Annotated in this window: 18 protein-coding genes and 1 tRNA gene; 11 read left to right on the top strand and 8 right to left on the bottom strand. The window is 65.3% G+C overall.

The window, feature by feature from the left end:
* The first annotated feature begins 19 nt into the window (after nt 1-19).
* Nucleotides 20-1,012 carry an asparaginase gene (locus tag ACFSCT_RS03805; protein WP_379140213.1) on the top strand — a complete coding sequence of 331 codons (993 nt, stop codon included), beginning with the start codon at nt 20-22 and terminating at the stop codon, nt 1,010-1,012.
* Nucleotides 1,013-1,087: 75 nt separating this feature from the next.
* On the opposite strand, the gene ACFSCT_RS03800 is transcribed toward ACFSCT_RS03805, so the two are convergent.
* Nucleotides 1,088-2,761, bottom strand: coding sequence for a thiamine pyrophosphate-binding protein (locus ACFSCT_RS03800; protein ID WP_379140212.1), 1,674 nt, complete (start codon nt 2,759-2,761; stop codon nt 1,088-1,090).
* 102 nt (nt 2,762-2,863) lie between these two features.
* Here ACFSCT_RS03800 and smpB point away from each other — a divergent pair, with 102 nt between their 5' ends.
* The 4 genes from smpB (at nt 2,864) to ACFSCT_RS03780 (ending at nt 5,965) form a co-directional block, all read left to right on the top strand.
* Nucleotides 2,864-3,334: an SsrA-binding protein SmpB gene (smpB, locus tag ACFSCT_RS03795; RefSeq protein WP_379140210.1), complete on the top strand. Its 471-nt coding sequence runs from the start codon at nt 2,864-2,866 to the stop codon at nt 3,332-3,334.
* A 108-nt stretch (nt 3,335-3,442) separates the two neighbouring features.
* Nucleotides 3,443-3,742, top strand: a complete 300-nt coding sequence (locus ACFSCT_RS03790; RefSeq protein WP_379140209.1) for a hypothetical protein — start codon at nt 3,443-3,445, stop codon at nt 3,740-3,742.
* 187 nt (nt 3,743-3,929) lie between these two features.
* Nucleotides 3,930-4,781 carry a 3-mercaptopyruvate sulfurtransferase gene (gene sseA, locus ACFSCT_RS03785; RefSeq protein ID WP_379140206.1) on the top strand — a complete coding sequence of 284 codons (852 nt, stop codon included), beginning with the start codon at nt 3,930-3,932 and terminating at the stop codon, nt 4,779-4,781.
* Nucleotides 4,781-5,965 (top strand): amino acid aminotransferase, encoded by a 1,185-nt coding sequence (locus ACFSCT_RS03780; RefSeq protein WP_379140203.1) that lies wholly within the window; start codon nt 4,781-4,783, stop codon nt 5,963-5,965. The genes sseA and ACFSCT_RS03780 overlap by 1 nt, the downstream gene beginning before the upstream one ends.
* A 39-nt stretch (nt 5,966-6,004) precedes the next feature.
* Here ACFSCT_RS03780 and ACFSCT_RS03775 read toward each other — a convergent pair whose 3' ends face one another.
* The 4 genes from ACFSCT_RS03775 to ACFSCT_RS03760 all read right to left on the bottom strand — a co-directional run bounded on the left by ACFSCT_RS03775 (nt 6,005) and on the right by ACFSCT_RS03760 (nt 9,151).
* A complete protein-coding gene (locus tag ACFSCT_RS03775) occupies nt 6,005-6,676 on the bottom strand; it encodes a glutathione S-transferase family protein (RefSeq protein WP_379140201.1) in 672 nt (223 codons plus the stop codon).
* Complete coding sequence (rlmH, locus tag ACFSCT_RS03770) at nt 6,673-7,140, bottom strand: 23S rRNA (pseudouridine(1915)-N(3))-methyltransferase RlmH (protein ID WP_379140200.1); 468 nt, start codon at nt 7,138-7,140, stop codon at nt 6,673-6,675. The genes ACFSCT_RS03775 and rlmH overlap by 4 nt, the downstream gene beginning before the upstream one ends.
* Before the next feature lie 21 nt (nt 7,141-7,161).
* Nucleotides 7,162-7,587: a ribosome silencing factor gene (rsfS, locus tag ACFSCT_RS03765; RefSeq protein WP_379140198.1), complete on the bottom strand. Its 426-nt coding sequence runs from the start codon at nt 7,585-7,587 to the stop codon at nt 7,162-7,164.
* A gap of 154 nt (nt 7,588-7,741) precedes the next feature.
* Complete coding sequence (locus ACFSCT_RS03760) at nt 7,742-9,151, bottom strand: mechanosensitive ion channel family protein (protein WP_379140197.1); 1,410 nt, start codon at nt 9,149-9,151, stop codon at nt 7,742-7,744.
* A 237-nt stretch (nt 9,152-9,388) separates the two neighbouring features.
* Here ACFSCT_RS03760 and leuC point away from each other — a divergent pair, with 237 nt between their 5' ends.
* Genes leuC through ACFSCT_RS03735 form a run of 5 tightly spaced genes read left to right on the top strand, consistent with a single transcriptional unit; the run spans nt 9,389 to nt 14,685 of the window.
* Complete coding sequence (gene leuC, locus ACFSCT_RS03755) at nt 9,389-10,825, top strand: 3-isopropylmalate dehydratase large subunit (RefSeq protein WP_379140196.1); 1,437 nt, start codon at nt 9,389-9,391, stop codon at nt 10,823-10,825.
* 12 nt (nt 10,826-10,837) lie between these two features.
* Complete coding sequence (gene leuD / locus ACFSCT_RS03750; RefSeq protein ID WP_379140195.1) at nt 10,838-11,443, top strand: 3-isopropylmalate dehydratase small subunit; 606 nt, start codon at nt 10,838-10,840, stop codon at nt 11,441-11,443.
* The gene (locus ACFSCT_RS03745; RefSeq protein ID WP_379140194.1) at nt 11,443-12,501 is read left to right on the top strand and encodes an endonuclease/exonuclease/phosphatase family protein; all 1,059 of its coding nucleotides are present in this window, start codon (nt 11,443-11,445) and stop codon (nt 12,499-12,501) included. The genes leuD and ACFSCT_RS03745 overlap by 1 nt, the downstream gene beginning before the upstream one ends.
* 57 nt (nt 12,502-12,558) lie before the next feature.
* Nucleotides 12,559-13,686, top strand: a complete 1,128-nt coding sequence (gene leuB / locus ACFSCT_RS03740) for a 3-isopropylmalate dehydrogenase (RefSeq protein WP_379140193.1) — start codon at nt 12,559-12,561, stop codon at nt 13,684-13,686.
* A 3-nt stretch (nt 13,687-13,689) separates the two neighbouring features.
* On the top strand, nt 13,690-14,685 hold the full coding sequence (locus tag ACFSCT_RS03735) for a DMT family transporter (protein ID WP_379140192.1): 996 nt from the start codon (nt 13,690-13,692) through the stop codon (nt 14,683-14,685).
* Here ACFSCT_RS03735 and ACFSCT_RS03730 read toward each other — a convergent pair.
* Entirely contained in the window at nt 14,649-15,041 is a 393-nt protein-coding gene (locus tag ACFSCT_RS03730) for a VOC family protein (RefSeq protein WP_379140190.1), read from the bottom strand. The genes ACFSCT_RS03735 and ACFSCT_RS03730 overlap by 37 nt on opposite strands.
* A gap of 41 nt (nt 15,042-15,082) precedes the next feature.
* Complete coding sequence (locus ACFSCT_RS03725; protein ID WP_379140188.1) at nt 15,083-15,907, bottom strand: helix-turn-helix domain-containing protein; 825 nt, start codon at nt 15,905-15,907, stop codon at nt 15,083-15,085.
* An 82-nt stretch (nt 15,908-15,989) separates the two neighbouring features.
* Here ACFSCT_RS03725 and ACFSCT_RS03720 point away from each other — a divergent pair.
* Nucleotides 15,990-16,066, top strand: a tRNA-Pro gene (locus ACFSCT_RS03720).
* Between the two features lie 410 nt (nt 16,067-16,476).
* On the opposite strand, the gene ACFSCT_RS03715 is transcribed toward ACFSCT_RS03720, so the two are convergent.
* On the bottom strand, nt 16,477-16,684 hold a 208-nt coding region (locus ACFSCT_RS03715), incomplete at its 5' end, for a hypothetical protein (RefSeq protein WP_379140185.1).

Here is a 16,684-nt window from a genome sequence, read left to right as displayed (position 1 = left end):
GAATCTGAAAGGAAACGGGATGTCTGCTGTTGATCTGATCGAGGTTTGGCGGGGCGACCTGCGCGAGGGTGTCCATCAGGGACATGCGGTGATCTGCGATGCGAAGGGGATCGTTCAGTCATGGGGCGACCCGCAGGCGATCATCTATCCGCGGTCCTCGTGCAAGATGCTTCAGGCGCTGCCGCTGATCGAAAGCGGTGCGGCCGATGCGGCCGGGCTGACGACCCAGCAGCTTGCCCTTGCCTGCGCCAGCCATAACGGCGCCGCGATCCACACCCAACGTGTCGGCCAGTGGCTGGACGACCTTGGACTGGCCGAACCCGATCTGCGCTGCGGCAGCCACATGCCGCAGGACCGCGAGGCGAACCGCGCCCTGACCTGCACCGACAGCAAACCCTGTCAGCTTCATAACAACTGTTCCGGCAAGCACGCGGGTTTTCTGACGCTGAACAAGCATCTTGGCGGCGGCAGCGAATATGTCGAGGTCGACCATCCGGTGCAGAAAGCCGTGCGGCAGGCCTTTGAGGAGGTCACCGGCGAGACCTCGCCCGGTTTCGGCATCGACGGCTGTTCAGCGCCGAATTTCGCTACCTCGCTGGCCGGGCTCGGGCGGGCGATGGCGTTTTTCGCAACGGCGGATCAGCGCGACGATACGCGCAGCCGGGCGGCGGCGCGGTTGACGCAGGCGATGATGGCCCATCCCGAACTGGTCGCGGGCGAGGGGCGCGCCTGCACGGCAATCATGCGGGCGGCCAAGGGGGCGGCGGCGGTCAAGACCGGGGCCGAGGCGGTTTTCGTCGGTATTCTGCCCGAAAAAGGCCTTGGCATCGCGCTGAAGATCCTTGACGGCGGCACCCGCGCCTCCGAGGCCGCAATCACCGCGCTTCTGGTCCGGCTTGGCGTGCTGGACAGCGGCGATCCGGTGGTCGGCCGCTATCTGACCGATCCCCAGAAGAACTGGCGCGGCTTTGAAACCGGGGAGCTGCGGCTGGCGCCGGGGTTCGCGAACTAGGCACGCCTTCCGGTGGGCCCCGGTGTTGCGGCCCGGTATTTGGGCCCCCTTGTTACGGCCCCGTGTTGCACCCGGTCAGGGCGCCGCAGCCTCGGCCGCCGCACGGATCTGCGACAGCGTCGCGCCCGAGGTCAGCGCCTCGGGGTCCAGACGCAGCTCGATCACCGCGAGGGTGCCTGCGGCCCGGGCACGCGCGAAGGCGGCGGCGAATTCGCCATCCTCCGTGACGGTTTCCCCGTGGCCGCCATAGGCGCGGGCCAGCGTCGCAAAATCGGGGCTGGCCAGCCCGGTGCCCGAGACGCGGCCGGGATAATGCCGTTCCTGATGCATGCGGATGGTGCCGTACTGGCCGTTGTTGGCCACGATGACGATCACGCCGGCGCCATATTGCAGCGCGGTCGACAGCTCATTGACGGTCATTTGCAGACAGCCGTCCCCCGCCATGCAGACCACCACCCGATCCGGATGCGCGATCTTGGCCGAGATCGCCGCCGGCAGCCCGTATCCCATCGACCCCGAGGTCGGCGCAAGCTGGGTGCCGGCCTGTTTCCACTGATAATAGCGGTGCAGGAACGCGGCATAGTTGCCGGCGCCGTTGGTGATGATGGCGTTTTCGGGAAGATTGTCGGACAACCAGCGAACCACATTCTCCATCTTCACGGCGCCGGGTGTTTCCTTGGGTTTCCGCCAGTTTTCATAGGCCGTGCGGCATTCGGTGGTCCAAGCGTCCCACGACGCGCCGACGGGGGGCGTGGTTTCGGCCAGCGCCGCCACCATCGCCGGCGCGTCGGCGACGATGCCGGGGTCCGGCAGCCACAGGTGGCCCAGCTCATTCGGGTCGGGATAGACATGCGCGATGCGCTTGTCCTGCCGCGCCGGGTTCATCAGCTCATACCCACGGGTGACCGAATCCCCCAGACGACTGCCCAGCGACAGGACCAGATCGGCTTTTTCCAGCGCCGCGCCCAGTGCGGGGTTCATCCCGACGCCCAGATCACCGACATAATGCGGCAGGCGGTTGTCCATATAGGACTGCCGCCGGAACGAGACCGCGACGGGCAGGTTCCACGCGGCGGCGAAAGCCGCCAGATCATCCGCCGCCTTCTGGTTCCAGACCCCGCCCCCGGCAACGACCAAGGGCCGTTTGGCCTGCGCCAGCGCCTCGGTCACCGCCGTCACCGCATCCGCCGCCACGGCCAGCACCCGCGGCGGTGCCGGGGGGATGTCCGGCGTATCGACCCGGGCCGAAAGCATATCCTCGGGCAGGGCCAGAACCACCGGCCCAGGACGCCCCGACATGGCGATCTGGAAGGCGCGCGAAAGGTATTCGGGAATGCGTTCGGTCTGGTCGATCTCGGCCACCCATTTCGCCAGCGGGCCGAACATGGCGCGGTAATCAACCTCCTGAAAGGCCTCGCGGTCGCGGTCCGACCGGGAAATCTGGCCGATGAACAGGATCATCGGGGTCGAATCCTGCATCGCGACGTGAATGCCGGAACTGGCGTTGCTGGCGCCGGGGCCACGGGTGACAAAGGCGATGCCCGGACGGCCCGTCAGCTTGGCCGCCGCCTCGGCCATCATCGAGGCCCCACCCTCTTGCCGGCAGACGACATTCTCGATGCCCGATTCATAAAGCCCGTCCAGCGCGGCCAGAAATGACTCGCCGGGGACGGAAAACACCCGCGTGACGCCATTCGCCTTCAGCGCGTCCACCAGTATCTGGCCACCATGCCGCGAATTCTTTGCCATTCTTGCCCCCTGCTGTTCCGCGCAGACCTTAGCGATCCGTGAGGCGACCGCAAGGCGAGGTGGCTTTACACGCCCCGCCCCGCTGACTATCTGAACCGGACCATGGCCCAGAAATCAGACCCCAACAGCAAGACCATCGCCGAAAACCGCAGGGCGCGCTTCGATTACTATATCGAGGACGATCTGGAGGTCGGCATCGTGCTGACCGGGTCCGAGGTGAAAAGCCTGCGCACCGGCCAGTCGAACATCGCCGAAAGCTATGCCAGCGTCGAGGACGGAGAGCTGTGGCTGATCAACAGCTACATCGCCGCCTATATGCAGGCCGGCGTCTTCGGGCACGAGGAACGCCGCCGCCGCAAGCTCTTGGTGTCGCGCAAGGAATTGGCGCGGCTGTGGCAGGCGATCGGGCGCGAGGGCATGACGCTGGTGCCGATGGTGATGTATTTCAACGATCGCGGCCGGGTGAAGCTGAAGCTGGGCATCGCCAAGGGCAAAAAGAACCACGACAAACGCGAAACCGAGGCCAAGCGCGATTGGGGCCGCCAGAAACAGCGGCTGTTGAAGCAGGGCTGAGTCTTTTCCGCCACATCGCGGGCGCAAGGCGTTGTTATACGGACGATTTGCCGCAAAACTCACCTTAATTTGATATGATAGGTCCATCCAAATCCTGGGAGGGATGAAATGGACTATCTTCCGCTTATCATCAGCCTTGTTTCTGGTGCGATCGGGGGCAACATCGTGGGTGCGATCGCCAAATCCATCAGCCTCGGCACCGCGGGAAACTCGGTCGCGGGGGCCTTGGGCGGTGGCATCGGCCAGTGGATACTCGCCGCACTGGGCGCCGGCGGCACCGCAGCCTCGGTTCAGGCGACGGGTGTGGACCTGAACACCGTCATCTCGAACGTTCTGGGCGGCGGCGCGGGCGGCGGCATATTGATGGCCGTTATCGGTGTCATCAAGAACGCGATGAACAAGGCCTGAACCCATAAATCTCTGGTCCGGCGCCGTTCCGACCACGTTCCGGGACAGGCCGATCAGATGACGGGGCGCGCCAGATCGCCGGCGCGCCCCGTTTTTATGCCGCGGCCGGTGCGCCAAGGCCCGGCGGGTTATTGCGGCGATGGGAGGGGACGGTTACACCGGGGCGATCCGACATGGGGAATATCCGATGACCGACGATCCCAAGACGCTGGTGTCGACCGATTGGCTTGCCGCCCATCTGAACGACCCCGACCTGCGCATTCTGGACGCAACCTGGCATCTGGATCCGGCGCGCGATGCACGACAAGAATATGAGACCGCGCATATTCCCGGCGCGCGCTTCTTTGATCTGGACGAGATCAGCGACCACCGCAGCGCGCTGCCCCATATGGCACCACAGCCCGAGATGTTCGTCAGCCGGATGCGCGCCATGGGCGTCGGCGACGGCCATCAGGTGGTGATCTATGACAATTCGGACGTGCGCAGCGCCGCACGGGTGTGGTGGCTGTTCCGGCTGATGGGCAAAAGCGATGTGGCGGTGCTGGACGGCGGTCTTGGCAAATGGCTGGCCGAGGGACGCGCGGTCGAGGACATGCCCCCGATCCTGCGCGACCGCCACATCACCGTTCAGCGTCAGGCCGGTCTGGTCAAGGATGTGACGCAGGTCGCCCGCGCCTCGAAACTGGGGGATCATGCGATCGTCGACGCCCGCGGGGCGGAACGTTTCCGCGGTGATGCGCCCGAGCCGCGGCCGGGCCTGCGAACGGGCCATATCCCCGGCGCCCGCAACCTGCCCTTCAAGAAGGTGCTGAACGCCGACGGTACGATGAAATCACCCGACGAGATCCGGGCGCTGTTTCAGGACGCCGGCGTCGATCTGTCGAAGCCGGTCATCACCACCTGCGGCTCGGGCGTGACCGCTGCCGTGCTGTCGCTTGCGCTGGAGCGCGCCGGGCACCGGCATCATTCGCTTTACGACGGGTCGTGGGCCGAATGGGGCATGTTCGGCGATCTGAAAATCGAAACCGGAGAGGCCTGATGCTGTCCAACCTGCAACCGCAATCCCCCGACAAGATCCTTGCCCTGATGGCCGAGTTCCGCGCCGATCCGCGTGCGGAAAAGATCGACCTTGGCGTCGGTGTCTATAAGGACGAAACCGGGCTGACCCCGGTCATGCGGGCGGTCAGGAAGGCCGAGGAACGCATCCTGCGCGAAGAGACCACCAAGACCTACACCGCCCTGCCCGGAGAGCCGGCCTATCGCGAAGCGATGGCGCGGCTGATCCTTGGCGATGATCTGCCGGTGGACCGGCTGGCCACCGTCGCCTCGGTCGGGGGCACCGGCGCGCTGCGGGTGGGGATCGACCTGGCGCGGATGGCGAACCCCGCGCTGCGGGTCTGGGTCAGTGATCCGACCTGGCCGAACCATGTCTCGATCCTGAACTATCTGGGCGTCGAGACGCTGACCTACCGTTATTTCGATGCCGAGACGCGCGGGGTGAATTTCGACGGCATGATCGAGGATCTGCGCGGCGCAAAACCGGGCGATCTGGTGTTGCTGCACGGCTGCTGCCACAACCCGACCGGCGCGAACCTGAATATCGCGCAATGGGACGAGGTTGCCGCGCTGCTTGCGGAAACCGGCGCCACCCCCCTGATCGACCTTGCCTATCAGGGTTTCGGCGACGGGCTTGACGCGGATGCCGCCGGCACCCGGCTGATCGCATCGCGCCTGCCCGAGGTGCTGATCGCGGCAAGCTGTTCCAAGAATTTCGGCATCTACCGCGAGCGGACCGGCATCCTGCTGGCGATCTGTCCCGACAGCGCGACCCGCGATCTGGCGCAGGGGGCGATGGCGCATCTGAACCGCCAGACGTTTTCCTTTCCGCCCGACCATGGCGCCCGGATCGTCACCACGATCCTGACGGACCCCGAATTGCGGCGGGACTGGGAAACCGAGCTTGAGGAGGTCCGCACCGGCATGCTCGACCTGCGCGAGCAGTTGGTGCGCGAGTTGCGCGAACGCTCCGGCTCGGACCGTTTCGGGTTTCTGGCGGCGCATCGCGGCATGTTCTCGCGGCTTGGCGCCACGCCGGAACAGGTCGAGACGCTGAAACGGGATTACGGCATCTATCTGGTCGGGGATTCGCGCCTGAACATCGCCGGGCTGAACAAGAACACCGTGCCGGTTCTGGCGCAGGCGATCATCGACGTCGGAATCTGATCAGCATCTGATCAGCGGAACAAACCGGCGCGCGGGCGGTCACGTCGCCGCCCCGCCGCTGTATGGCCCGCCGCGCTCCAGCGCGCGCTGATAGGCCGGCCGGGCGTGCATCCGGGCCAGCCAGTCATGCAGGGCGGGTTTGTCGCCAAGGCCAACGCGCAGGGCCGCCATCTCGACCGGGAAGCTCATCACGATGTCGGCGATGGTGAAATCCGGGCCGGCGAAATGCCCCTCGGACAGATCATCCTCCCAATAACCGATATGGGTCTCCAACTGCGGCTGGATCAGCAGATCGTTCATCCGCCCCGCGATGCCGCGTGCGACCGGCCGGAACAGGGCGGGCGATTTGACCGGCATCTGATCGAAGATCAGCCGCAGCAAAAGCGGCGTCATGGCCGAGCCTTCGGCGTAATGCAGCCAATAGGTCACCCGTCGCCCCACGCCGGTGGCGCGGTCGGGACGCAGGTCAGAGGGCGCCCCTTCGGTCAGATATTCAAGGATCGCGCCGGTTTCGGCGACGACCTCGGCACCGTCCTCGATCACCGGAGACTTGCCCAAAGGGTGAATGGCGCGCAAAGCGGGCGGTGCCAGCATGGTCCGGGGATCGCGCTGATAGCGGATGATCTCGTAATCGCGGCCCATTTCCTCCAGCGCCCACAGGACGCGCTGCGACCGCGAGTCGTTCAGATGATGGACGGTTATCAAGCTCATTCCCGGTGGTACGGGCTGCCGGACAGGATCGTCGCGGCACGATAAAGCTGCTCGGCCAGCATGACCCGGACCAGCATATGCGGCCAGACCATGCGGCCAAGGCTGATCGCCAGATCGGCGCGGGCGCGCAATTCGGGCGCGATCCCGTCCGCGCCGCCGATGATCAGCGCCACATCGCGGGCCTGATCGCGCCAGCCGGCCAGTCGCCCGGCAAACTCGGGCGAGGTCGGTTGCGTGCCGCGTTCGTCCAGCACGACGATCGCGGCGCCGTCCGGGATGGCGCGGCCGATCAGCACCGCCTCGGCCGCCATGCCGCCGCCCTTGCGGTCGTCAACCTCGATCACCTGCGCCGCAGGCAAGCCAAGCGCGCGGCCGGTCTTGGCGAAGCGATCCAGATAATCGTCAACCAAAACCTGCTCGGGGCCGGCCCGCAAACGGCCCACCGCGATAACGACGATGCGCATTCGGCGCAGATCCCGCCCGGATCAGACCCGGGCCGGATCCTGAACCGGAGACCGGAGACCGGCCAGACTTTCCGGCGGCATCCACATCTTTTCCAGCTGATAGAACTCGCGCACCTCTGGCCGGAAGACGTGGACGACGACATCATCGGTGTCGATCAACACCCAGTCGCCGGTGTCCTTACCCTCGACCCGGGCGGTGCGGCCGGTCTGGTCTTTCAGTCGCTGCACCAGCTTTTCGGCGATGGCGGCGACCTGACGGCTGGAGCGGCCCGAACAGATCACCATGTAATCTGCCATGGCTGACCGACCGCGGAGATCTATCGTTACGATATCCTCGGCCTTGTCGTCTTCCAGCGATGCAAGGATGCGGTCCAGAAGCTGATCGCTGGTGAAATCGGCGTTCAGCGGCGCGGCCGCGGCGGTTCCTGCCGGATTCAGATCCGGCATAGGGGAGGTTGACAGGGGTTCATCCTTTATGTCGCGCGCCGCAAAACCCCCGGCGCCGGGGATACCCTAAAGATAGCATGAAAAGCGCAATTCTCAATGCGTGGTGGTGGAAATTGTTGCCCCTAGTGGCCCGACAGGCAGCATCCGGCCGGCGTCAGGCGTCGTCGCGATCCTGCGGCGGATCGTCCTTGGGCATCCTGAATTTTGAGGCGTCCGCCGCCTCAACCGCCGTCCCGGCCGTGGGCGCGGTCGCCGGCGCGATCGCCAGCGATGGGTTCAGCACCCGGATTTCGCGTTGCGGGAAGGGTATCGAGAAGCCGTTTTCCTTGAACGCATCCCACAGCGCCAGATAGACCTGACCGCGCACATTGGTCAGCCCGGCCTCGGCATCCTTGATCCAGAAGCGCAGCACGTAATCGACCGAGCTGTCACCGAACCCGATCACCCAGCAGACCGGCTTGCGATGCGCCAGCACCCGCTTGACGGTCACGGCGGCATTGATCGCGACCTTGCTGACCTCATGCGGGTCATCGGCGTATGAGGCGCCGAACTTCAGGTCCAGCCGCACGAATTCGTTGGTATGGCTCCAGTTGACCACCTGCCCGGTCACCAGATCCTCGTTCGGGATCAGGTATTCCTTGCCGTCACGGGTGACGACGCTGACATAGCGGGCGCCAAGGCTGTCGATCCAGCCGAAGGTATCACCAAGGCTGATCACGTCGCCGGGCTTGATCGACTTGTCCAGCAGGATGATCACCCCCGACACGAGGTTCGACACGACCTTTTGCAGACCGAAGCCAAGGCCGACGCCGACCGCGCCGGAAAACACCGCAAGCCCGGTCAGGTCGAAGCCGACCGCCTTCAGCCCGACCACCAGCGCCATGGTGAACAGCACCACCTGCACCAGCTTTGCGGTCAGCACCCGCATGCTGGGCGAGATATCCTCGTTCTGCGCCAGCCGCCCGGTCACCAGCGCCGACAGAAAGCGCGCGCCGGCGAACAGCAGCGTGGTGACCGCCAGCGCCTTCAGCACGGTCAGCGCCGACAGCCGGAACGCGCCGAAGGTTATCGCCACGCTGTCCAGAAACCGCGAGGCCGGATCAAGGAACCCAAGGAAATACAGCGTCGCCCAGATCCATGCCGTCCATGTCACGATCCGGCGCACGAACCGGTTGCCGATCAGCCGGGTGGTCAGACCGATCAGCACCCATGCCGTCGAAATCATCGCGGCCAGCGCCACGATCTGGCTGCGCGATGGCCAGGTCGCCTGCCGCATCACCAGCACCACCGCCCATGCCAGCACCGCGAACAGGATGATCCGCATCCGCTGCTCGATCAGGATGCCAAGGCGCAGGCGCCATTTCGGCCATCCCTCGCGCCCGCGCAGCCAATGCGTCAGCCGGTGCGAGGCGAAGCGCGCGAACACATGCGCGATCAGAAACAGCCCGACGATGATCCCCAACTGCGCGAGTCGCCATGGCAGAAGCATGGATTGCAGAAAGGTCAGAACCTGTCTCCACAATCCTTCGGCCGCGCTGAATATGCCGGGGTCGATGCCGCCCATCCGTTCCCTCCTCGTCTGGGATTAGACTCTGCTCTCCCCCTTGCCACAAGGGGGGTTGGGTACTATTACTCCGACCCATGATGCGCTTTTTCGACATTCACGACCGCGCCCGCCTGCCGGGGCGCTTTTATGGCGAAAGCCTTTCCGTGACTGCACGACTGTGACGGCACGCGCGCCGCGTTGCGCGCCATGCCCGCCAGACGTTCACATCCAGCCCTTCACAGCGAGAGACAAGCCATGACCGGCAACACCAATGCGGGCGCGCCCCGCACGCTTTACGACAAGATATTCGACGCCCATGTGGTCGACCGTTCCGAGGACGGCACCTGCCTGCTTTATATCGACCGGCATCTGGTGCATGAGGTGACCAGCCCGCAGGCGTTCGAAGGTCTGCGCATGACCGGCCGCAAGGTCCGCCGCCCGGACCAGACCATCGCCGTGCCGGATCATAACGTTCCGACCACAGCCGGGCGCGAAACCCATATCGACAACGAGGAATCGCGCATTCAGGTCGAAGAGCTGGACAAGAACGCCCGCGAATTCGAGCTGACCTATTACCCGGTGACCGACATCCGTCAGGGCATCGTCCACATCGTCGGCCCCGAACAGGGCTGGACCCTGCCCGGCATGACCGTGGTCTGCGGCGACAGCCACACCGCGACGCATGGCGCCTTTGGGGCGCTGGCGCATGGCATCGGCACCTCAGAGGTCGAACACGTGCTGGCCACCCAGACGCTGATCCAGAAGAAATCGAAGAACATGAAGGTGGAAATCACCGGCAAGCTGCGCCCGGGTGTGACCGCCAAGGACATCACCCTTGCGGTGATCGGCAAGACCGGCACCGCTGGGGGCACCGGCCATGTCATTGAATATTGCGGCGAGGCGATCCGCGATCTGTCCATGGAAGGCCGCATGACGGTCTGCAACATGGCGATCGAGGGCGGCGCCCGCGCCGGGCTGATCGCGCCCGACGAAAAAACGTTTGAGTACGTCAAAGGCCGTCCGCACGCGCCGAAAGGCGCGGCGTGGGAAGCCGCCTTGGCTTGGTGGAAGACGCTTTACACCGACGATGACGCGCATTGGGACAAGGTTGTGACCATCCGCGGCGAGGACATCGCCCCGGTCGTCACCTGGGGCACCAGCCCCGAAGACGTGCTGCCGATCACCGACCGCGTGCCGGCGCCCGAGGATTTCGAGGGCGGCAAGGTCGAGGCCGCGCGCCGCAGCCTTGACTATATGGGTCTGAAGCCCGGCACGCCGCTGAACGAGATCGCGATCGACGCGGTGTTCATCGGCTCCTGCACCAATGGCCGGATCGAGGATCTGCGCGCCGCCGCCGGGATCGTCAAGGGCAAGCATCTGGCCGACGGGGTGCGCGGCATGGTCGTGCCCGGTTCCGGCCTTGTGCGCGCCCAGGCCGAGGAAGAGGGTCTGGACAAGATTTTCACCGATGCGGGCTTTGAATGGCGCCTTGCCGGCTGCTCGATGTGTCTGGGGATGAACCCCGACCAGCTTGCGCCGGGCGAGCGCTGCGCCGCGACCTCGAACCGCAATTTCGAGGGGCGGATGGGCTACAAGGGACGCACCCATCTGATGTCGCCGGTCATGGCGGCGGCGGCGGGCATCGCCGGGCATCTGACTGATGTCCGCGAAGTCATGGGCGAAACGGTTTAAGGGAACGCGATCATGGACAAATTCACCACAGTGACCGGCGTCGCGGCACCGATGCCGCTGGTCAATATCGACACCGACATGATCATCCCCAAGCAATTCCTGAAAACCATCCATCGCACCGGATTGGGCAAAAACCTGTTCGATGAGATGCGGTTTAATCAGGATGGCTCGGAAGTGCCTGATTTCGTGCTGAATCAGCCGGCTTACCGTCAGGCCGAGATCATCGTCGCCGGCGACAATTTCGGCTGCGGCTCGTCGCGCGAGCACGCCCCCTGGGCGCTTCTGGATTTCGGCATCCGCTCGGTCATCTCGACCAGTTTCGCCGATATTTTCTATAACAACTGCTTCAAGAACGGCATCCTGCCGGTGGTCTTGCCCGAGGACGCGGTGAACGCGCTGATGGAGGACGCCCGCAACGGCGCCAACGCCCGCATCACCATTGATCTGGAAAGCCAGACGGTCACCGGCTCGGGCGGCGAGACCTATCATTTCGACATCGACCCGTTCAAGAAACACTGCCTCCTGAACGGCCTGGACGATATCGGTCAGACGATGGAGAAATCCTCGAAGATCGACGCCTATGAGTCCCGGATGGCGCAATCGCAGCCCTGGGTCTGATGTTTCGCGCGCTGGCGCTGTCGCTTTTGCTGGCGGCGCCTGCGATGGCCGACAGCATTCGGATCGCCACGTTCAGCCCCGACCTGACCCGCAAGGGTCCGGGGCTTTTGCTGTCCGATCTGCAAGAGGCCAAGGACCCGCAGATCGCCGCCGTGGTTCAGGTCATCGCCGCATCCCGCGCCGATGTATTGCTGCTGACCGGCATCGACTGGGATTACGACGGACTGGCGCTGCGCGCGCTGGCCGATCGGCTGGAGCAGGCGGGCGCGCCCTATCCCTACCGCTATGCCGGGCGCCCCAATACCGGCATGGCGACGGAGGTCGACATGGATGGCGACGGCCGGGTCGTCACGCCCGAGGACGCGCAGGGCTTTGGCTTTTTCAGCGGCCAGGGGGGGATGGCGATCCTGTCCCGCCTGCCGCTGGGAACCGTCACCGACATGTCTGATACGCTCTGGCGCGATGTTCCCGGGAACAGCATGAACGGCGCCGGGCTTTCGACCGCCGCCGCCGAGATTCAGCGCCTGTCCACGACCGCGCATTGGGATGTGCCGGTGAACCTGCCCGGCGGCACGGCGCTGCATCTGTTGGCCTATGCCGCCACGCCCCCGGTCTTTGACGGCCCCGAGGACCGGAACGGCCGCCGCAATGCCGACGAAAGCAGGTTCTGGCTGTCCTATCTGGACCGGCTGAAAGGCGCACCCTTCGTGATCCTCGGCGATGCCAATCTGGACCCGGTCGATGGTGAAGGCCGGCCGGATGGCATCCAGTCGGTCCTGAATGACCCGCGCGTGCAGGACCCGAAACCGGCCAGCCCCGGCGGCCGCGCGGCGGGCGCGGAAAACCCGGGCCAAAAGGGTGACCCGTCGCTGGACACCGCCGATTGGCCCGACGCCGACGGACCCGGAAACCTGCGGGTCGATTATGTTTTGCCCGCCAGCACATTGCGCATAAAGGACGCCGGCGTGCTGTGGCCGGCGCCCCCCGACCCCCTCGCCCCGGTGGTCACGGCGGCCTCGCGCCACCGGCTGGTCTGGGTCGATCTGAACCTGCCTTGACCCTGCGGAAAGCGGGGATTACCCAAAGCCAACCCTTCAGGAATAAGGACTTCATCCATGTCAGCCCCCTACTCACTGCTCATCCTGCCCGGCGACGGCATCGGCCCCGAGGTCATGGCCGAGGTCCGCAAGGTCATCGGCTGGTTCGAGGCGAACCGGGGCATGGCCTTCGACGTCTCCGAGGATCTGGTGGGCGGCTGCGCCTATGACGCGCATGGCACGCCCCTGACCGACGCGACCATGGCCAAGGCGCAGGCGGCGGATGCGGTCCTGCTGGGTGCGGTCGGCGGCCCGCAATACGACAACCTCGATTTCAGCCTGAAGCCCGAGCGCGGCCTGCTGCGTCTGCGCAAGGAAATGGACCTGTTCGCCAACCTGCGCCCCGCCCAATGCTTCGACGCGCTGGCGGATTTCTCGTCGCTGAAGCGCGAGGTTGTGGCCGGCCTCGACATCCTGATCGTGCGCGAACTGACCTCGGGCGTCTATTTCGGCGAGCCGCGCGGCATCCATTCCGACGACAACAACCCGCAGAACGAAGGCGGCCGCGTCGGCGTGAACACCCAGCGTTACACCAGCGGAGAGATCCGCCGCGTCGCCCGCGCGGCGTTCGAGCTGGCCAAAAAGCGCAACAACCGGCTGTGCTCGATGGAAAAGGCCAATGTCATGGAATCCGGCATCCTGTGGCGCGAGGAAGTGCAATGGGTCCACGACAACGAATACCCCGAGGTCGAGCTTAGCCACATGTACGCCGACAACGGCGCGATGCAGCTGGTCCGGCGCCCGTCGCAGTTCGATGTCATCGTCACCGACAACCTGTTCGGCGACATCCTGTCCGACGCCGCCGCCATGCTGACCGGCAGCCTTGGCATGCTGCCCTCGGCCAGCCTTGGCGCGCCGATGGAAAACGGCAGCCCGAAGGCGTTGTATGAACCCGTCCACGGCTCGGCCCCGGATATCGCCGGTCAGGGCAAGGCGAACCCGATCGCCTGCATCCTCAGCTTCGCCATGGCGCTGCGCTATTCCTTCGATCGCGGGGCCGAGGCCGACCTGCTGGAACAGGCGGTCGAGAAGGTTCTGGCCGACGGTGTGCGCACCGCCGACCTGATGGGCCCGGACGGCGGCACCCCGGTCAGCACCGCCCAGATGGGCGATCACATCGTGAAGGCGCTCGACACGCTGGCCTGACAAATGCAGCTTGGTCCCAACGTCAAAGGCGCCGGGTTCGCGCTTGCCTCGATGGCGCTTTATTCGACGCATGACGCGATCATCAAGGCGTTGGGATCGCGCTATCCATCCTATCAGGTGCTGTTCTTCGCGGCGCTTTTCACATTCCCGCTGCTGACCGTCTTGCTGGTCAGGACCGGGTCGGGCATTGATCTGCGCCCGCGCGCGCCCGGCTGGCTGACGGGCCGGGTGATCTGTATGATCACCTCGGGGGTTTGCGGGTTCTACGCTTTTTCGCATCTGCCGATGGCGCAGGTCTATTCGATCCTGTTCGCCACGCCTTTGCTGATCACGATGCTGTCGATCCCGATACTGGGCGAGCGGGTCGGCGTTCACCGCTGGATGGCCGTGGCCGTCGGTCTGGTCGGGGTGCTGATCGTGCTGCGCCCGGGGCAGGCCCAACTGGTTCTGGCCCATCTGGCAGCGCTGGGGGGTGCCATCGCGGGTTCGACCAACGCGGTCATCACCCGCAAGCTGGGCGGGTCCGAACGCACCGTCGTCTTGATGCTTTATCCGATGCTGGGCAATTTTCTGGTAACCGGCGGCATGCTGACCCTTGGATATACGCCCATGACGCTGGGCGATCTGGGCCTGGCCGCGATAATTTCGACGCTGAGTCTGGTCGCCGGTTTCCTGTTCATCGCCGCCTATCGCCACGGCGAGGCATCGGTGGTCGCGCCGATGCAATATTCCCAGATCATCTGGGCCGCGATCTTCGGCTGGCTGCTGTTCAACGAATCGCTGGACCTGAATACGATCGTCGGCGCGTCGGTGATCATCGCCTCGGGGCTTTATATCGTCTGGCGCGAAAGCACCGGCAGATCGGCGACCCGCCCGGTGTCCGAGACCCGGATGAGCGCCGAAACCGCAGTCAGCCCAAAGCCGTCGCTGCTGCAACGCCTGCTGCATCCGCGCCGTCGCGGTCAGGTCCCCGCCGTGTCCGAGGGTGACGGGCGATAGGTCCCGAAATACCACAGGTTCCCCTCGGGGTCGCGGCACGAGAAATCGCGGCTGCCGTAATCGGTATCCTTCAGCGGATCGACGATGACGGTGCCGGCGGCGGCCAGCCGGCCATGAAGCGCGTCGGCATCGTCGACGGCGACATAGGGCGGCAGGCCGTTTCCGACCGTGCCATCCTGTGCCGTGCCGACCATCAGGATCGAGGGGCCAAGCATCAGCTCGGCATGCCGGACGCCTCCGGCCTCGTCGCGATAGATCGCGCGGGTGGAAAAACCCAGCGCGCTGGTCAGCCAGCCGATCATGGCGTCCGGATCGGCAAAGCGGAGAATCGGGTAAAGGCGCGGTGCGTCCTGCATGGCGGTGCCCTTTCGGTTGTGACACGCCCAAGGTGAACCGGCTAACGGCCGCCGTCTTGTGGTTTTGTGACCTGCGCGGACCGGTTGGCGTGATGCCAGGCACCGGGGCTGTCGCCGGCCAGCGCCCGGAATTCGCGCACCAGATGCGCCTGATCGGTAAAGCCGCAAGCCGCCGCAATGTCGGCCCAGCCCCCGGAACTGCCACCCCGCGACAGCCGTTGCGCCCGGTCAAAGCGGATCAGCCGGGCCAGCAACTTCGGCGTCGTGCCGATCTCGGCGCGAAAGCGGTTTGCAAGGTGGCGCCGGCTCCAACCGATCTCGTCCGCCAATACGCCGATCCTCAGATCGCCGCCAGCGCGTGTGATGCGCCGACAGGCATGCAGAACGGCTGCCGAGGGTCGGTGCCGCAGGCGACCGGCGACAAAGGCCTCGGCCAGATCCAGCCTGAGCCACCAGTCATCGGTCGCGGCCAGCCGGTCGCGCAGACGCGCACCCTCGGCCCCGATCATGTCGTCCAGCCCGGCCATGCGGCCTGCCAGATCGGCCCCCGCACCGCCCCAGAAACAGGCCGCACCCAGCGGCGTCAGATCGACCTGCACCGATTCCGCCCCGGCCGGCGTCAGGATGTTGACCGGCCCGGCGAACAGCCCGGCAACGAAGCCCGCCTCGTGCCGGCTGGCCGCGCCCGACCCGAGCGCGATGTCATAGCCCGGCCCGAAATTCACGATCAGCGGCAGCACCGGCCGCGCGGCCTGACGGCTGTTTGCGCTGCCCGTGCCATCGGCGCGATAGGCGGACAGCCGATCCACCAGACCCCGAAGCCCGGGCCTTGGCGCGCGCTGGATCATGCGATGGCTGAGGGACATGACCCGAAACCCGGCGCCTTCCCGAAAGTTCCCGATACCCCTTGCATTCCCGCCCCCGCCGCGCTACCTCGCCCCCCACGGTCGGAGCGTAGCGCAGCCTGGTAGCGCACCTGCTTCGGGAGCAGGGGGTCGGAGGTTCGAATCCTCTCGCTCCGACCATATTCCCGATATGGTATGGCGTTTCAGGAAGGTTTGCCTTTTGTTTCACAAAGGCGGCCCGGCGCGCGGGGTCGCATGAGCTTGCGTGGTCATGGCCCAAGGCGGCTGCTGAGCGGCCATCAACCTCTTCACGAGCGCAGTCGAGATCGGCCCATTGCCGACCTTCGCGGTCGAACAGGATGCTGCAGTGCGGCCCGCCGTTGCGGCCATTCGCTGCATCTGAGCGGCCTCGCGCCGGGTGAATTTAAGATGTACAGGACAAAGCCCCAATTTAACGCGCCCGCACCAATCGCAGCTCGGAGGGGTCTCAATATCCAGTGAAGAACTGCGGCAATTCCTTGACAGCAGCGGGCGTGAAGGCAGGCTCTCCGAACATGCCTAAATTCTGCATAGCGCTCTGCCCCGCCTCATCAGTCGTTGGAGTTTTCAATTGACCTGACCTCATGTAGCGCGTCAAAAAAACCGGCCCGATCGAAGGCTTTGAAAGCGGCGTTTAAGCACGAATTTATAGTAAGGCATGCGTCCATCGCATAGCTCACGCTACTTAAAGCTTTTCGTCCAAACCCTGAATCGTTTTGGCTTCCGCAGAAGCGTCGATCGTGATTCCCTTTGATCAGG

Origin of the sequence: Paracoccus pacificus, assembly GCF_042680785.1 — a bacterium.
Lineage (GTDB): Bacteria > Pseudomonadota > Alphaproteobacteria > Rhodobacterales > Rhodobacteraceae > Paracoccus > Paracoccus pacificus.
This window is presented reverse-complemented; position numbering and strand designations above follow the sequence as displayed.

Excerpts from the sequence above, each read along its gene's own strand:
- rsfS (WP_379140198.1), bottom strand. The coding sequence starts at position 7,587 with ATGCCGGATCTGAATCCGGCAGGAACCGCCGCGGCCGCGCCGCTGAAC.
- ACFSCT_RS03805 (WP_379140213.1), top strand. The coding sequence starts at position 20 with ATGTCTGCTGTTGATCTGATCGAGGTTTGGCGGGGCGACCTGCGCGAG.
- leuD (WP_379140195.1), top strand. The coding sequence starts at position 10,838 with ATGGACAAATTCACCACAGTGACCGGCGTCGCGGCACCGATGCCGCTG.
- ACFSCT_RS03780 (WP_379140203.1), top strand. The coding sequence starts at position 4,781 with ATGCTGTCCAACCTGCAACCGCAATCCCCCGACAAGATCCTTGCCCTG.
- ACFSCT_RS03775 (WP_379140201.1), bottom strand. The coding sequence starts at position 6,676 with ATGAGCTTGATAACCGTCCATCATCTGAACGACTCGCGGTCGCAGCGC.
- ACFSCT_RS03730 (WP_379140190.1), bottom strand. The coding sequence starts at position 15,041 with ATGCAGGACGCACCGCGCCTTTACCCGATTCTCCGCTTTGCCGATCCG.
- ACFSCT_RS03725 (WP_379140188.1), bottom strand. The coding sequence starts at position 15,907 with ATGTCCCTCAGCCATCGCATGATCCAGCGCGCGCCAAGGCCCGGGCTT.
- leuC (WP_379140196.1), top strand. The coding sequence starts at position 9,389 with ATGACCGGCAACACCAATGCGGGCGCGCCCCGCACGCTTTACGACAAG.
- ACFSCT_RS03790 (WP_379140209.1), top strand. The coding sequence starts at position 3,443 with ATGGACTATCTTCCGCTTATCATCAGCCTTGTTTCTGGTGCGATCGGG.
- ACFSCT_RS03760 (WP_379140197.1), bottom strand. The coding sequence starts at position 9,151 with ATGGGCGGCATCGACCCCGGCATATTCAGCGCGGCCGAAGGATTGTGG.
- ACFSCT_RS03800 (WP_379140212.1), bottom strand. The coding sequence starts at position 2,761 with ATGGCAAAGAATTCGCGGCATGGTGGCCAGATACTGGTGGACGCGCTG.
- rlmH (WP_379140200.1), bottom strand. The coding sequence starts at position 7,140 with ATGCGCATCGTCGTTATCGCGGTGGGCCGTTTGCGGGCCGGCCCCGAG.
- sseA (WP_379140206.1), top strand. The coding sequence starts at position 3,930 with ATGACCGACGATCCCAAGACGCTGGTGTCGACCGATTGGCTTGCCGCC.
- ACFSCT_RS03745 (WP_379140194.1), top strand. The coding sequence starts at position 11,443 with ATGTTTCGCGCGCTGGCGCTGTCGCTTTTGCTGGCGGCGCCTGCGATG.
- leuB (WP_379140193.1), top strand. The coding sequence starts at position 12,559 with ATGTCAGCCCCCTACTCACTGCTCATCCTGCCCGGCGACGGCATCGGC.
- smpB (WP_379140210.1), top strand. The coding sequence starts at position 2,864 with ATGGCCCAGAAATCAGACCCCAACAGCAAGACCATCGCCGAAAACCGC.
- ACFSCT_RS03735 (WP_379140192.1), top strand. The coding sequence starts at position 13,690 with ATGCAGCTTGGTCCCAACGTCAAAGGCGCCGGGTTCGCGCTTGCCTCG.